Here is a 15,445-nt window from a genome sequence, read left to right on the forward strand (position 1 = left end):
GTCCGGGCCGTATCCTGAGCCCGGTCACCCACCCGGCACTGCGACGAGAAGGCAATGACGCGTCCTCGAAAGCGCCCCACCAGCACCGATGTCGCCCGCGCCGCGGGGGTCTCGCAAACGACGGTCAGCTTCGTGCTCAACAACCGGCCGGGGCATTCGATCCCCGAAGAGACCCGGCAGCGAGTACTGGACGCCGCACGTCAGCTGGACTACCGCCTGAACGCGTCCGCGCGAAGCCTGGCCGCGGGGCGCAGCGACATTGTGCTCTTGGCCGTCCCGGACGTTCCCCTGGGAGCGGGCCTCAGCCACTTCATCGAGGGGCTTGCCGACGCCTTGGCCGCCCATCGCCTGACCCTGGTCACCCACCTGGCCGGGCCGCGCGGGCGCGCGCTGCCCGATGTCTGTGCCAGTGTCGGTGCTTCGGTCGTCGTCGGTTCCGAACCGTTCGACGCGGAGACGGTCGAAGCACTGCACCGCGCCGGCGCCGATGTGGTGCTGCCCGCCGCCGCCGAAGGCGTCTCCTCAATGGCGCCCATAGGCCATATGCAGGCCCAACACCTCATCGATCGCGGTCATCGCCGCCTCGGCTACGCGATGCCCGCTCACCACGCGCTGCGGCGGATGGGGGAAGAGCGTCTCCGCGGCGCAAGGGACGCCTGCACGGCCGCGGGTCTCCCGGAACCCGTCGTCGCAACAATCGGCCTGGCCACGGCGAGTGCCTCCGAGGCGGTGGCCGGCTGGCGGGCGGAGTCGGTGACGGCCGTGTGCGCTTTCAACGACGAGACCGCGATCGCGGTCCTCGCGGGCATGCGGGCCCATGATCTCCGGGCGCCGGGGGACATCGCCGTGATCGGTGTCGACGACATCCCCACCGCGCCCCTCTCCGACCCGCCCCTGACCACGGTCCACTTCGACGTGGACGCCGTGGTCCGCCGCCGCGCCGAATGGGTCGTGGCCGAACTGAGGGGGGGCGAGCCGGTCCCCGTGACCGAAGGGTTCGCACCGGAGTTGGTGCTGCGGTCCTCGACATGAAATCGAGGGCAGCGGAAGCATCCGCCTCGCCATGACGCGCCGTCCCCGGAACGGGCCGGCGAGCGGTCGACGATGCGGAACACGGGAACCGGCGCGTGTGGCCGGGCGAGTCCGTCCGTCGGCCTACACGTGCTCCCCGGCATCGAAGAGGCCGAAGATCTCTTCGGGGTCCATCCGGCCCCCGCTCATCGAGACGAGGCGGGACAGCGGCAGCGACTCGACCATTCGCATCACCGTGGGGTCGCTGGCCGCCGCCGACCCTTCCACCCGGCTCATGGCTCGGAGGAGTGCCGGGCCGGCCTTGGGGTGTGCCAGCCACTCGCCGACCGTGGAGTCCGGGGTGAGCGCCGCCTGCTGTGCAGGCGCATCGATGGTTACGCGGGCGGCCAGGCGGCAGTCCCGGGAGGAACCGCCGACGTGGATGTCGAAGTCTCCCGCTTCGAGGACCCAGCCGCCGCGCGTGCTGCTGTAGAAGGAGAAATCGCGTGCGCGCAGTTCGAATTCGACCTGCGTCGACGCACCGGGGGCGAGTTCGACCTTGGCAAACGCCTTCAGTTCGCGCACGGGCCGGTCGATCGAGGATTCGGGGTCGCCGACGTACACCTGCACGACCTCTTTGCCCGGGAGTGAACCCGAGTTGGTCAAGGTGAACCGAAGGCGTACCGCGACGCCGTCCCCCGCGCCGGCAATGCTGGTGCCGAGATCGCTGTACTCGAAGGCCGTGTAGGACAACCCGTGCCCGAACGGGTAGGCAACCTGCATGTTCCGGGCGTCGTAGTAGCGGTAGCCGACGTACAGCCGCTCGGCGTAGGAGACCACGCTGTCACTGCCGGGGAAATCCAGAAACGACGGGGTGTCCTCCAGCCGCAGCGGGATGGTTTCTGCCAGTCGCCCGCAAGGGTTGGCACGGCCAAACAGCAGATCGGCTATCGCCCCGCCTCCCGCCTGCCCGGTGAGCCACCCCTCCAGCACGGCCGCGGCGTGCCCTTCCCAGCTCGCAACGTCGACCACGCCGCCGTTCGCCAGGACGACGACCACACGGCTGTTGACCTCCGCCACGGCCTCCAGAAGACGCCGCTGGTCCGCCGGCAGCTCGATGTCCGTGCGATCGTGCCCCTCGGACTCCACTCCTTCGGACAGGCCGAGGAACAACACGGCGACATCAGCCCTCCCGGCCGCGGCCACCGCTGCGGACAGCAGCTCCGGGTCCTCCTCGCCGGAGAGCCGGAAACCGGGTGAGAACTCGAGGCGCATCGACTGCCCCGCAGTCTCGGTCATCGCATCGAGGGTGTTGTCGACCTTGGTCGCGTTGACACGCGAGCTGCCCGCGCCCTGGTACCGCGGGGTGCGCGCGAACTCGCCGATGACCGCCACGCTCACGTCCGCGTCGGGGTCCAGCGGCAGAATCGCGTGGTCGTTCTTCAGCAGGACGGCGGATTCCGCGGCGGCGATCCGCGCCAGCGCGTGGTGACCGTCGAGATCGACGGCTCCGCCGGGCTCGCGCCCCGGTGCGGTGCGGCCGACGAGTTCGAGCAGGCGCGTCACGGCACGGTCGAGCACCGACTCGTCCAGTTCTCCCGCGGTGACCGCCCGGACGAGCGACTCCGCGCTCGCGCCGTTGTTGGACGGCATCTCCAGGTCCAGGCCGGCCGACACCGCGGCAACGGGACTGGTGACCGCCCCCCAGTCGGAGACCACCACACCGTCGAAGCCCCACTCGTCGCGCAGCACCTCAGTGAGCAGCCAGGAGTTCTGGGTCGCGTAGACGCCGTTGAGCTTGTTGTACGCCGCCATCACCGTCCACGGCTTGGCGGTGGTGACGATGTGCTCGAACGCGGCGAGGTAGATCTCGCGGAGCGTGCGCTCGTCGACGCGCGCGTCGATCCGCATGCGGTCGGTCTCCTGGTTGTTGGCCGCGAAGTGCTTGACCGAAGCAGCGACGCCGGCGCCCTGCACTCCGGTCACGAAGGCGGCTCCGAGGTGTCCGCTCAGCAGCGGGTCCTCCGAGAGGTACTCGAAGTTCCGCCCGCACAGCGGCGACCGCTTGATGTTGACACCCGGCCCCAGGAGTACGGAGACCCCGGCTGCCCGGCTCTCCGCCGCCACGGCCTCGCCGATCCGGCCGATCAGGCCCACATCCCACGAGGACCCGAGTGCCGCCGCGGTGGGGAAGCATGTGGCGGGAATGCTCGCCTCGAAGCTGAACCGCTCGGCGGCGGGATCCTGCATGCGGAGACCGTGGGGACCGTCGGTCAGCACGATCGACGGCACGGCGACCCGCTCGACGGCGAACGTGTCCCAGCCGCCTCGGCCGGAGAGCAGCCTCGCCTTCTCCTGCAGGGTGAGAGCAGAAACAACCAGCCGGATGTCCGTCGCGTCGTGCACAGCCGTCCTCCGAGTCATGTCGAAGAGCCCGCGGGTCCGCACCGACAACTGCCGGCGGCCCACAGTCGGAATCTTGTTGTAATGCGCATTACTAGCGCCCGTAGGCAAGATAGGCGAACAGTGAGGGCTCGACAAGCGGCTATCTCGAGCAGCGGCCGGGGATTTGCCTCGGCAGCCGAGGGTAGGCAACGGGCGCCGCCGGCCGCCCATGGCTGGGGCGGCAGGTTTCGAGACTGTTGCCGGCAGGTGTCTTGTGCGCCATCCGCCGATGTGCATACAGTGCTATTCCACGGTAGGTAATACGCATTAGCGCGAGGGTTCCTGCTTCGCCTCGGGCGCATACCTCCGCCGGGCGACCCCTCGCCGAACATCCTCTGTGCCGTCGGCAGCCGAGGGCGAAGGCCGCCGTTCACAACACTGCCTTCTGAACCCTGCGACGTCTGCTGCGACGCCCCCTGCGAAAGGCACCACCCCATGGTTCTCGCCATGCCCAAGGCGTCGGCACCACCTTCCGCCGACCCCACGCGATTCGGCGCCCGCCACGCCTTGACGCTGACTGCGTTGCTGCTGGCGGTTCAGCTTGTCCCCATCGTCGGGTTGATCGGCGGGAACGCTCAGTCGGAAGTGGCGATCCACTTCCATACGACGAAGATCGCGTGGTTCAACCTGACCGGGGCGCTGGTCGGCACGTTCGTCATGCCGTTCGCGGTCAAGGCAGCCAACATCTACGGCAAGAAGCGCATGATGGTCGCCCTGACGATCTGCGGCCTCGTCGGCGACCTCATCGCGGCCGTCGCGACGAACTACAGCACGCTGCTGATCGGGCGCGGAGTGGCCGGCCTCTACAGCCCGCTCGGGCCGCTGGCCTACTCCATGGCGCGGGACGTCTTCCCGCGGAAGCTGGTCGGCCCCGCGAGCGGGCTCCTCGGGGGAGGTGTGGGGCTGGTTGCGCTCGGCGGCCCCTTCCTGTCCGGCTGGCTGATCGACAGCCACGGGTTCCGCGGCGCGCTGTGGTTCATGGTCATCGCCACCGTGGTCGTGCTGGGCCTGATCCTCGCCTTCATTCCCGAGAGCTCCGTCCGGGAGCGGGAAAGCCGGATGGACTGGCTGGGCGGACTCCTTCTGGGCGGCGGGCTCACCATGGTCGTCTACGCCATCGGCCAGGGTTCGGAATGGGGATGGACCAGCACGACGACGCTGGCGTGGGCCGGGGCGGGTGTCGTGGCCGTAGTGGCGTTCGGCTTCGTGGAAGGCCGGGTGGCGCATCCGCTGTTCCCGAAGGCCCTGCTCAGCCGCCGCCGGGTGTGGACGGTGCTGCTGGCTACGTCCGTGGCCGCCGGGGCCGTCTACGCCGTGGGAACCATGATGCAGCTCCTGGCACTGATGCCGGCTATTCCCGGTGTCTCCGACGGACTGGGGTGGTCGGCGACCCGGAACGCCACGGTCACGGCACCGATGAGCGCCCTGCTCCTGGTCGTGGCAGTGGCCACCGGCGCACTGGCCCGAAGGACCGACACCCGCATCCTCCTCGCGGTGGGCGGCATCTTCACCGCCGGCGGATACGGCCTCGCTTCGCAGCTGCACCACTCTGCCGGCGACATCCTCGTGGTCGGACTCATCGCAGGCGTGGGCATGGGCATCGTCGTCGCGGTCGTGCCCATCATGGTCATCCAGTCGGTGTCATCCGAAGAACAGGCACTCGGCAACGGCGCGCAGAACATCGCGCAGGGCGTGGTCCAGGTAATCGCGACCCAGGTCGTGTTCGTAATCATGGCGCGCGACGGCAAGGTCATGCACGGGACGCAGTTCTACCTCGACTCGGGCTTCACCCACGGCTTCTGGCTCATCGCCGCCATCTGCGCCGTCGGTGTGCCGCTCGCTCTGCTGATCCCGAAGATCCCGCGTTCCGAAAAGGTCGATTCCGCCGCCGACATCGGCTGACGTCACGCCCCGGTAAGCCGTGGGGACATCGGTCCTTGCAGCACCTCCTCTGCGGTCACCGACAAATCGGGCCGCCGGCACCACACAGGGAGCACGAGTGATCCGCCGTTCGTTCAACGAAGACTGGCAGATGCGGCCGAAGGTGAATCCCTTCGCCGAGTTGTCCGGCCAGGCCGTGCCCTACACGGCGGTCACTCTGCCCCACGACGCGATGATCGGGCTGCAGCGCGACAAGGAGTCGGGGGGCGAGGCAGGAGCGAACGCCTACTTCCCCGGCGGGGCGTTCGAGTACCGGAAGAACTTCTTCGTCCCGGCCGACCATCGTGGGCGGCACATTCTCGTCGAGTTCGAAGGCGTCTACCGAGATGCCACGGTGTATGTCAACGGCGCCTATGCGGGGCAGCGTCCTTACGGCTACTCGCGGTTCCACGTCGACATCGCACCGTTCCTGCGCTTCGGACAGGACAACGAGATCCGCGTCGAAGCCCGGGCACACCGGGACGCCCGTTGGTACACCGGCGCCGGCATCTATCGCGACACCTGGATGCTCGTCGGAGGTCCGGTGCGGATTGCCGCCGACGGCGTCCGCATCACCACCCCGGACATCGACGCGGACCTTGCGACCGTCGACGTGGCGAGCACCGTCGAGAACAAGTCCTGCGAAACGCGCACGCTGAGCCTGGCCACCGAGATCCGTGACGCCGACGGGACTACGGTCGCCCACGCAGACTCCCCCGTGACCGTGCTGCCCGGTGAATCCGCGGTCGTCCGCGCGAGGCACTACGTCGAGAGCCCGCTGCTGTGGGGGCCCGACACTCCCCACTTGTACACCGCGCACGTGAGCCTCACCGACGAAGAAGGCGGCCTCGACAGCGAGACCGCGACATTCGGTATCCGCTCCCTCCGCCTCGATCCGCGACGCGGCCTGCGCCTCAACGGTGAGCCGGTCAAGCTGCGCGGTACCTGCGTGCACCACGACAACGGTGTGCTGGGCGCCGCGACATTCGCCTCGGCCGAGGAACGGCGCGTCCGGATCCTCAAGGAGGCCGGGTTCAACGCGATCCGCATGTCCCACTACCCGATGAGCGTTGCCATGCTGGACGCGTGCGACAGGCTCGGCATGCTGGTCATGGACGAGACCTTCGATGTGTGGACGTCGGCGAAGAGCCCGTTCGACTACAGCCTCGACTTCCCGGAATGGTGGGAACGGGACGTTGAGGCGATGGTGGCCAAGGACTTCAACCACCCCAGCGTCGTCATGTACTCGATAGGGAACGAGATTCCCGAGACCGGCTCTCCGGCGGGCGCAGTGTGGGGCCGTCGGCTCGCCGAGAAGGTGCGGTCGCTCGACCCCACCCGGTACGTCACCAACGCGGTCAACGGAATGCTCGCCGTGATGGACGACCTGGCGAGCCTGCGGAAGCAGGCGGCCGAGGGCGCCGGCATCAACACGCTCATGGCGACTGATCCGGGCGACATGATGAACGCGGTCAGCACGTCGGAGCTGGTCACCCGGCGTACAGCCGAGTCGTTCGGTGTGCTCGACGTGGCGGGTATCAACTACGCGGAGGACCGCTACGGTCTCGACCGGGAACTGTTCCCCGACCGCATCATCGTCGGCACCGAGACGTTCCCGACCCGGATCGACCGCAACTGGCAGCTGGTCACAGAACACCCCCACGTCGTCGGGGACTTCACCTGGACGGGCTGGGATTACCTCGGCGAAGTGGGGGTCGGCCGAGCCCAGTACATCACCGAGGAGAACCCGCGGCCCGCCTTCGTCGCGCCTTACCCCCATCTGGTGGCCGGCTGCGGCGACATCGACATCACGGGCCACCGGCGCCCGGCGTCCTACTACCGCGAGATCGTCTTCGGGCTTCGCGACCGCCCCTACATCGCCGTCCAGCGCCCGGAACACCATGGCAAGACCTTCGCCGGTACACCGTGGGCGTGGAGCGATGCCCTGCCGAGCTGGACCTGGCCCGGCTTCGACGGAGCCCCGGTGGTGGTCGAGGTCTACAGCGACGCCGACGAAGTCGAACTCCTGCTCAACGGCCGTTCCCTGGGACGTCGTCCGGTCGGCAAGGGTCACCGCTTCCGTACGGCGTTCGATGCGACCTACGAGCCGGGCGAGCTGACCGCGGTCGCCTACCGCGAGGGCCGGGAAAGCGGCCGCTGCGCCGTGCGGACCGCTGAAGGGCCACTCTGCCTGCAGACCGAGATCGACCGTCCCACCCTCAGCGCGACGGCCGGGGAACTGGCGTACGTGACCTTCACACTCACTGACGCGCACGGCACCCCGCACTCGGCAGCCGACCGACCCCTCTGCGTCGAAGTATCGGGCGACGGCGTGCTCCAGGCCTTCGGCAGCGCGGACCCGTCCACCGAGGAACGCTTCGACACGGCGGAACGCCGAACGTTCGAGGGACGGGCCTTGGCCGTGCTCCGGCCGACAGGCCCCGGCAAGATCCGCCTGGTCGCCACCGCTCCCGAGTGCGAACCGGTGGAGGTCCTGGTGACGGTCGAGTAGACCGCGTGGCGCAATCAGCGAATCTTCATCACGACCACTATGAGGAAGGCACGATATGGCTCAGCCGAGCCGCGTCGCCTCGACGCGCAATGACTTCCGCGGCGGTGCGCATGCCCCCCGTACGAGGACCCCACCCTCCCCGTCGACCAGCGGATCGAGGACCTCCTCGCGCGCATGACGCCCGAGGAGAAGGCGGGGCTGATGTTCCAGCACATCGCCATGCCTGGCGCGGACGGGGAACTGGTCGACGATCCCGCCCAGACACGGTGGCTGCCCTTGGTCCGCGACATGATCGACAAGCAGGCGATCAACCACCTGAACCTGGTGGGGAGTGCCCTGCCTGCGCAGATCGCAGCCTGGCACAACACCGTGCAGGAAATCGCCGTCTCGACGCGCCTGGGCATTCCCATGACGCTGTCGAGCGACCCGCGGCACCACTTCACCGACAATCCCGCGACCTCGGCCATCGCCCTCGGATTCACCCAGTTCCCGGAAACGACCGGGCTTGCGGCCATCCGCGACGAAGAGCTGGTCCGCGAGTTCGCCGACCTGGTGCGCCGTGAGTACTTGGCCGTCGGAATCCGGGTGGCGCTGCACCCGCAGATCGACCTGGCGACCGAACCGCGCTGGTCCCGCATCAACGGCACCTTCGGCGAGAATGCGGAGCTGACCGGCCGTATGGCCGCCGCCTACATCCGCGGACTCCAAGGGGACCGGATCGGGCCGAACTCCGTGGCCGCGATGACGAAGCACTTCCCCGGCGGCGGCGCACAGAAGGACGGGGAAGATCCCCACTTCCCGCATGGCCGCGAACAGGTCTACCCGGGCGGCAGGTTCGACTATCACCTCGCCCCCTTCCTCAAGGCCTTGGAGGCGGGGACTTCCCAGATCATGCCGTACTACGGCATGCCGGTCGGCACCGAGATGGAGCCGGTGGGGTTCGGGTTCAACCGCGGCGTGATCACCGGACTCCTCCGGGAGAAGCTCGGTTTCGACGGCATCGTCTGCACGGACTGGGGGCTGATCACCGACGCCCCGATCTACGCCGCCCGCGCGTGGGGTGTGGAACACCTGAGCGAGTCCGAGCGGGTGCTGAAGGTCATCGAGGCCGGCTGCGACCAGATCGGCGGTGAGGCCTGTCCCGAGCTTCTCGTCGACCTCATCCGCGCCGGGCGGATCTCCTCGGAGCGGATCGACGCATCGGTACGGCGGCTGCTGCGCGAGAAGTTCGTCCTCGGCCTCTTCGACAACCCGTTCGTCGATGTCGACGCCGCCGCCGCGCTGGTCGGCGCGCCCGCGGCGCTCGAGGCAGGCCTCCTCGCACAGAGTCGGTCCGTCACGGTCCTGAAGAATCCCGCGGCCCGGGAAGCGGCCGGGGACCCGTCCGCGCTCCTGCCGTTGGCGCCGGGAACCAGGCTGTACGTGGAAGGTGTCGACCCTCAGGTTGCCGCCGCCTACGGCACGGTCGTCGCCAGTCCCGAGGAAGCGGACGTGGCAATCCTGCGGCTGAAGACCCCGTACGAGGAGCGCTCCGGCTGGATCGAGCAGAGCTTCCATTCCGGCAGCCTGGCGTTCGCCGACGAGGAGATCACGCGAATCCAGCGGGTGTGCGCGGCGGTGCCGACCGTGGTCGACATCTACCTCGACCGCCCGGCGGTGTTCCCGGAGATCGCCGAAGCAGCGGCCGCGGTCGTCGCGAACTACGGTGCCGCCGACGCGCCGCTGTTGGACGTCCTCTTCGGGCATCGCCGGCCCGAGGGCAAACTGCCGTTCCAGCTTCCGCGTTCGATGGCCGACGTCGAACGTCAGCGCAGCGACGTCCCGAGCGACGGTAGCGAGGCCGTCTATCAGTTCGGGCACGGCTTGGCGTACTGACCGACTCCCCCGACCACGCACGCCGCGACGGGCGCGACGCCGCCCATGGCGCCGCGCCCGTCAACGACGAGGAAAGCCCGACGATGAACCCCGACCACACCGACGTGTTCCGCGTACAACCTTGGGACGCGCCCGAGCTGACGTCGTCCAACCGTGTGCCGATGCACGCCGTGCCTCATGCCGAGCAGCTCTCGCTCGACGGCGCATGGGACTTCCAGCTGCTGCCACACCCGACAGCCGAACGAAGCGACCAGTGGCAGACCGCCCAGGTGCCCGGTCTGTGGACGATGCAAGGTGCAGGCGACCGCCCGCACTACACCAACATCCCCATGCCGTTCGCGTCGAACCTCCCGCATCCGCCCGATGAGAACCCGACCGGCGTCTACCGGAGGACGTTCACCGCCGGTGATTGGGACGGCCGCCGGGTCGTCCTCCACGTCGGGGCCGCGGAGAGCGTGCTGCTGGTCCGGCTGAACGGATGGGATGTCGGGTTCAGCAAGGACTCCCACCTCGCGGCGGAGTTCGACATCACGGCGCAAGTGCAGCCCGGTGACAACGTCCTGGAACTGACCGTCGTCAAATGGTCGGACGCCACCTACGTCGAGGATCAGGATCACTGGTGGCACGGCGGTATCAGCAGGCCGGTGTTCATCTACACCACCGGCACGACGTACCTGGCCGACGTCCACGCGGTCGCGGACTTCGACGCTCAGCAGGCCGACGGTGACCTGAAGGTGGAGGTGCTGGTCTCCAGCACTGGGGTACTGGCGCCCGGGTGGACCGTCCGTGCCCGAGTGCCGGACCTGTACGCGTCGGAGCCCGCAGCGGTCCCCATCGACGAGCCGCCGCCGGCCGTCCCGCAGGCAAGCGGCAAGAAGTACCCGGACGAACCGCCGGTTTCGCGCATCGCGGACGGGATGCTGGACCTGCGGACCTTGGACGCGGCGGGCGCAGCATTGTCCCCCGAACACAAGGCGATCGCCCAGCGCATGCACAAGCAGGCGATGCCGGGACGCATCGGCCACGTCGCGTTCCACAGCCCGGTGCCGACCGTCCGCCCGTGGTCGGCCGAGCAGCCCACCCTGTATCCCCTGGAAGTCGAACTGGTTTCGCCCACCGGGGAGTCGGCCGAACGTATCACGGTCCAGGTCGGGTTCCGCCGTGTCGAGATCCGCGGCCGGGACCTGCTGGTCAACGGCGGCCGGGTGTGGATCCAGGGGGTGAACCGCCACGACTTCAACGCTCGCACCGGCCGTGTCATCTCCCGCGATCAGATGCGCGCCGAACTCGCGATGCTCAAGCGCTTCAACGTCAACGCCGTCCGCACCTCGCACTACCCCAACGATCCGTACTTCCTCGAGCTGTGCGACGAATACGGGATGTATGTCGTGGACGAGGCGGACATCGAAGCGCACGGCCATTCCGGAACCGCTTGCGAAGACGCCCGTTACCTGGGGGCGTTCGTGGATCGAGTCTCCCGCATGGTGCGTCGCGACAAGAACCACCCGTCGGTGATCATGTGGTCGCTGGGAAACGAGAGCGGGTACGGCACCAACCACGACGCCGCCGCCGGATGGGCCCGGTCCTACGACCCGACGCGTCCGCTCCACTATGAAGGTGCGATCGCCGAGAACTGGCACGGCGGTCATCGCGCTACCGACGTGGTGTGCCCCATGTACCCAGCCTTCGACGCACTGCGGGCCTACGCAGCGCACCCCGCAGCCGACCGGCCGGTGATCGCGTGCGAATACGCCTACTCCCAGGGGAACTCGACCGGCGGTCTCGGCGACTACTGGGACTTGTTCGAGTCGACGCCGGGTCTCCAAGGCGGCTTCATCTGGGAGCTGTACGACCACGGACTCGACCCTGATTGTGACGGCCGTTTCCGCTTCGGCGGCGACTTCGGAGACGAGCCCCATGACGGCGCCGTCTGTATCAACGGCATCGCGTTCTCCGACGGCACGCCCAAGCCCGCGCTTTTCGAGGCGCGGTACCTCTTCGCACCGGTCCGCATCCTGTCCGGTGCCGATGAGGCCAAGCACGGGCTGGTGCGTTTGCGAAACCGCCAGACCTTCCGCGACCTGTCCGGTCTCCGCCTGGGGCTGACCGTGGAACGGACGCAAGGACCAGGTGACTTGGTCGTCGTCGAAGCACCCGATATCCCCGCCGGCGGCGAAGGCGTCCTCGAGTTGCCCGAGGACATCGGTGCACAGCTCGCGGCACCCGATGCGGTCGCACTCACCGTGGTGGTACAGCTTGCCGAGGCAACCGCGTGGGCGGAAGCAGGTGACGAACTCGTCCGCCTCCATGTGCCGCTGCCTGTCGTCCCGCCGCGTCGGGCCGCCACCCCGGGGTCCGAAGCCGTGCTTCGCCTTGACGACGCGGGCCTCCTGGTGCACCCCTTGCTCAGCGACGCTCCCAAACTGTCGCTCTGGCGTGCGCCGACAGAGAACGATGTCTCCATCGGCTTGGACTCCCGGTTCGTTCGCAGCGGTCTGTTCCGCGTCAGCCGCGCCCTGGTCGAGACGCGTGTCCGCGGTGCCACAGCAACTGTCGTCTGCGAGTACACGACCGCTTACGGCGCGGTCATCCAGCATCGTCAGGAAGTAACTGCGCTATCCGACGGTCTGTATGCCTTCCACGAGCACGTCGTCATTCCGGCGGATATCGACGACATCCCGCGTCTGGGCATCGCATTCGCCACCGTTCCGGGTTTCGACACCGTCTCATGGCTCGGCTTGGGACCGCACGAGACGTATCCGGACCGCAAGCGATCCGGCACGTATGCGCGTTGGAACTCCACTGTCGACGATCTGTTCGTCCCCTATTTGGTCCCCCAGGAGAACGGCGGGCGGGCGGATGTCAACGAATTCACCCTGGCCGACAGCGCCGGGAGCCGTGTCACGGTCATCAACGACCGGCCTGCGCAACTGAACGCATCCCACTACCTCCCCGCTGATCTGGAAGCCGCGGCTCACGCCTGGGAACTCGAGCCCCGGCCGGAGACCTTCATTCACGTCGACATCGCCCATCGGGGGATGGGAACCGGCGCGCTCGGCCCCGACACGCTGCCGCAGTACCGGGTGGGTGGCGGCACCTACAGCTGGTCGTGGCAGCTGGAACTGGCTCAGGGAACGTAATCGGACACGATGCCGAATGACGCCGCCGGCGCCCCTATGGGCACCGGCGGCGTCGTCGCGTGTGGCCCCGCAGCGGGCGGCGTCAGGCCTCCTTCACCGTGTGAGGCGCCACAGCCCGGATGTCCGTCGCGGACGCGGCCACGATGATGTCGTACTCACCGGGATCGACAACCCACCCATGGCTCGCCAGGTCCCAGCGCGCGAACGAACGACTACTCAACTCGACGCGTGCCGTGGTGGTTTCGCCCGGGACCAGATGCACCTTGGCAAAGCCGGCCAGTTCCTTGCGCGGCCGGTGGACCGGCGCGGCCTTGGGCGCTATGTACACCTGCACGACCTCGCTGCCGGGCCGTTCGGAGGTGTTGCTCACCAGGACGTCGACAGCCAGATCAGTACCGTTGCCGCTGACCTGGGGGGCGCTCCAGGTGAACTGCGCGTAGGAACCACCGTGTCCGAAGGGGACCAAAGGCTCGATCTTGCGGGCGTCATACCAGCGGTAGCCCACGTAGATCCCCTCGCCGTAGTGAACCGTGTCGGCTTCGCCGGGGAAATTGAGATACGCGGGAGTGTCCTCCTCGCGGTGCGCCCACGTGGTCGGCATGCGACCACCGGGATCGGCGTCGCCGAGCAGCACGTCGGCGATGGCCTCGCCGCCCTCCTGCCCGGGATACCAGGCGAGCAGCGCGGACGGAGCGTCCTGCAACCACGGCATGGTCACGGGAGCACCGCAGTTGAGGACGACAACAGTGGCGGGGTTGGCCGCAAGCACGCGTCGGACCAACTCGTCCTGGTTGCCTGGGAGGTTCATGGACGTGCGGTCTTGGCCTTCGCTCTCCCATTCGTCCGTGGAGCCGATGACCACAACTGCCACATCGGCCGCTGCTGCCGCCGCCTCCGCTTCGCGCAGCAGTTCCTCGGCGGAGTGGGGGTCGTACTCCAGCCCCAGGCGAGTCATGACCAGGGGCACGGGCATCTGAGGGGTGTGCTCGAGGACGAACTCATAGGCGCGCCCCGCCTCAAGGTGGATCGGAACGGTGGTCGCGTTGACTGCCATCCACGCCGGGAACGTGTCACCTGTGTTCTCCGCCGCCAGTACTCCGTCGACAAAGACCCGAGCGAGCCCGAAACCACCCGCCATGAGGAGATGGCGGCCGGACGACTCCGGGGTGACGACGGCCCTGAGGCGCACCGAAAGCGCAGCGGCGCCCTCGGCGGGGCGGTAGGTACCCCAGTGGCCGTCGAAGTCCTGCCGCGACTCCACTGCCACCGGTTCGCCGGAGCAGGTGTCCCCCGCGAACAGTTCGACGGTGACTCCGTCCGGTCCGAGCCAGCTCTTGGGCACCGGGTCCGCCTTGCGGCGCAAGCGGACACCCGCGGCGGACGTCACCACCTCACTGCCGAGCCGATCGGTCAATGCCGCGAGCACGTTAGTCGTGCGGTAGGGCTCGATCGTCGCCGATCCACCACCGAGCAGGCTGGTCTCTGCGGCGCATGGGCCGATGACTGCGACCCGGCGATCACGAGGCAACGGAAGCAGCCCGGTTTCGTTGCGCAGCAAGACGAAGGAGGCCGCGGCGGCCTTACGGGCAATTACCCGGTGCTCCGCGGTCTCCCGAGGCGACTCGTCATTGTCGGTAATGCCGGGCAGTCTGCCGCGCCATTCCAGGAGAGCAAGCAGGCGGCGGACCTTGTCGTCGACCAGTGCCTCGTCGACCGATCCGGACTCCACGGCGGCCTGGAGCTTGCCGTTGCCCCAGTGGTCACCTGGGCCGGGCATCTCCACGTCCAGGCCGTGAAGTGCCGGGGCGACCGTCTCCTTCGCCGCACCCCAATCCGAGATCACGACGCCGTCGAAGCCCCATTCCTTCTTCAGGAGCCGTTCCACCAGGTCGGGCTGGGCGCAGGCGTGCGCCCCGTTGACGTAGTTGTAGGCGGCCATGACGGAGCGGACGCCAGCTGCCTTGACCGCGGCTTCGAACGGCGGCAGGTAGATCTCCCGCAAGGCGCGTTCGTCGACGCGCACGTCCACCGTGTGGCGGTTGGTCTCCTGGTCATTCGCGACGAAATGCTTGACGCAGGCACCGACCCCGGTCGACTGGAGGCCCTCGATGTAGGCCACGGCCATCGCGGAGGACAGCCGCGGGTCCTCGCTGAAGGACTCGAAATGCCTGCCGCCTCGAGGTGACCTGTGCAGGTTGACCGTCGGCCCGAGCAGCACGTCCACGTTCTTGTCCAGGCACTCGGCCCCAAGCGCCGCGCCGATCCGGCCGACGAGGTCGGGATCCCACGTAGAGGCCAGCGCCGAAGGCCCCGGCACCAACAGGCCGGGGCCCATGCGTCGCCCGCGGACGCCCACAGGCCCGTCGCTGACCGTCACGTCCGGAATGCCCAACCGTTCGCAGCCTGCGATGGTCCAGCTGCTCTGCCCTGCGACCATCACGCACTTTTCGGCGAGTGTCAGCTCGCCCAGCAGCGCTTCGATTCGGTTGTCCCTGCTCAATGCGCTCATCCTCATCCGCTGGTCCCTGGGCCGACGGCCACA

The 15,445-nt window shown here is 68.4% G+C and carries 7 protein-coding genes; 5 read left to right on the top strand and 2 right to left on the bottom strand.

Annotated features, from left to right (window positions below; genetic code table 11):
- The first annotated feature begins 54 nt into the window (after positions 1–54).
- On the top strand, positions 55–1,032 hold the full coding sequence (locus tag ABEA93_RS30365; protein ID WP_345679048.1) for a LacI family DNA-binding transcriptional regulator: 978 nt from the start codon (positions 55–57) through the stop codon (positions 1,030–1,032).
- Positions 1,033–1,155: 123 nt separating this feature from the next.
- On the opposite strand, the gene ABEA93_RS30370 is transcribed toward ABEA93_RS30365, so the two are convergent.
- Positions 1,156–3,417 (bottom strand): glycoside hydrolase family 3 C-terminal domain-containing protein, encoded by a 2,262-nt coding sequence (locus ABEA93_RS30370; protein ID WP_345679049.1) that lies wholly within the window; start codon positions 3,415–3,417, stop codon positions 1,156–1,158.
- A gap of 474 nt (positions 3,418–3,891) precedes the next feature.
- Here ABEA93_RS30370 and ABEA93_RS30375 point away from each other — a divergent pair, with 474 nt between their 5' ends.
- From ABEA93_RS30375 to ABEA93_RS30390, 4 genes are all read left to right on the top strand, one after another.
- The gene (locus tag ABEA93_RS30375) at positions 3,892–5,358 is read left to right on the top strand and encodes an MFS transporter (protein ID WP_345679050.1); all 1,467 of its coding nucleotides are present in this window, start codon (positions 3,892–3,894) and stop codon (positions 5,356–5,358) included.
- A 97-nt stretch (positions 5,359–5,455) separates the two neighbouring features.
- Positions 5,456–7,888 carry a glycoside hydrolase family 2 TIM barrel-domain containing protein gene (locus tag ABEA93_RS30380; RefSeq protein ID WP_345679051.1) on the top strand — a complete coding sequence of 811 codons (2,433 nt, stop codon included), beginning with the start codon at positions 5,456–5,458 and terminating at the stop codon, positions 7,886–7,888.
- A 174-nt stretch (positions 7,889–8,062) separates the two neighbouring features.
- A complete protein-coding gene (locus ABEA93_RS30385) occupies positions 8,063–9,763 on the top strand; it encodes a glycoside hydrolase family 3 protein (protein WP_345679052.1) in 1,701 nt (566 codons plus the stop codon).
- An 83-nt stretch (positions 9,764–9,846) separates the two neighbouring features.
- Positions 9,847–12,903, top strand: a complete 3,057-nt coding sequence (locus ABEA93_RS30390) for a glycoside hydrolase family 2 TIM barrel-domain containing protein (RefSeq protein ID WP_345679053.1) — start codon at positions 9,847–9,849, stop codon at positions 12,901–12,903.
- A gap of 82 nt (positions 12,904–12,985) precedes the next feature.
- Here ABEA93_RS30390 and ABEA93_RS30395 read toward each other — a convergent pair whose 3' ends face one another.
- The gene (locus tag ABEA93_RS30395) at positions 12,986–15,403 is read right to left on the bottom strand and encodes a glycoside hydrolase family 3 C-terminal domain-containing protein (protein ID WP_345679054.1); all 2,418 of its coding nucleotides are present in this window, start codon (positions 15,401–15,403) and stop codon (positions 12,986–12,988) included.
- Positions 15,404–15,445 lie beyond the last annotated feature (42 nt).

This window comes from Yinghuangia aomiensis, from assembly GCF_039542225.1.
GTDB lineage: Bacteria > Actinomycetota > Actinomycetes > Streptomycetales > Streptomycetaceae > Yinghuangia > Yinghuangia aomiensis.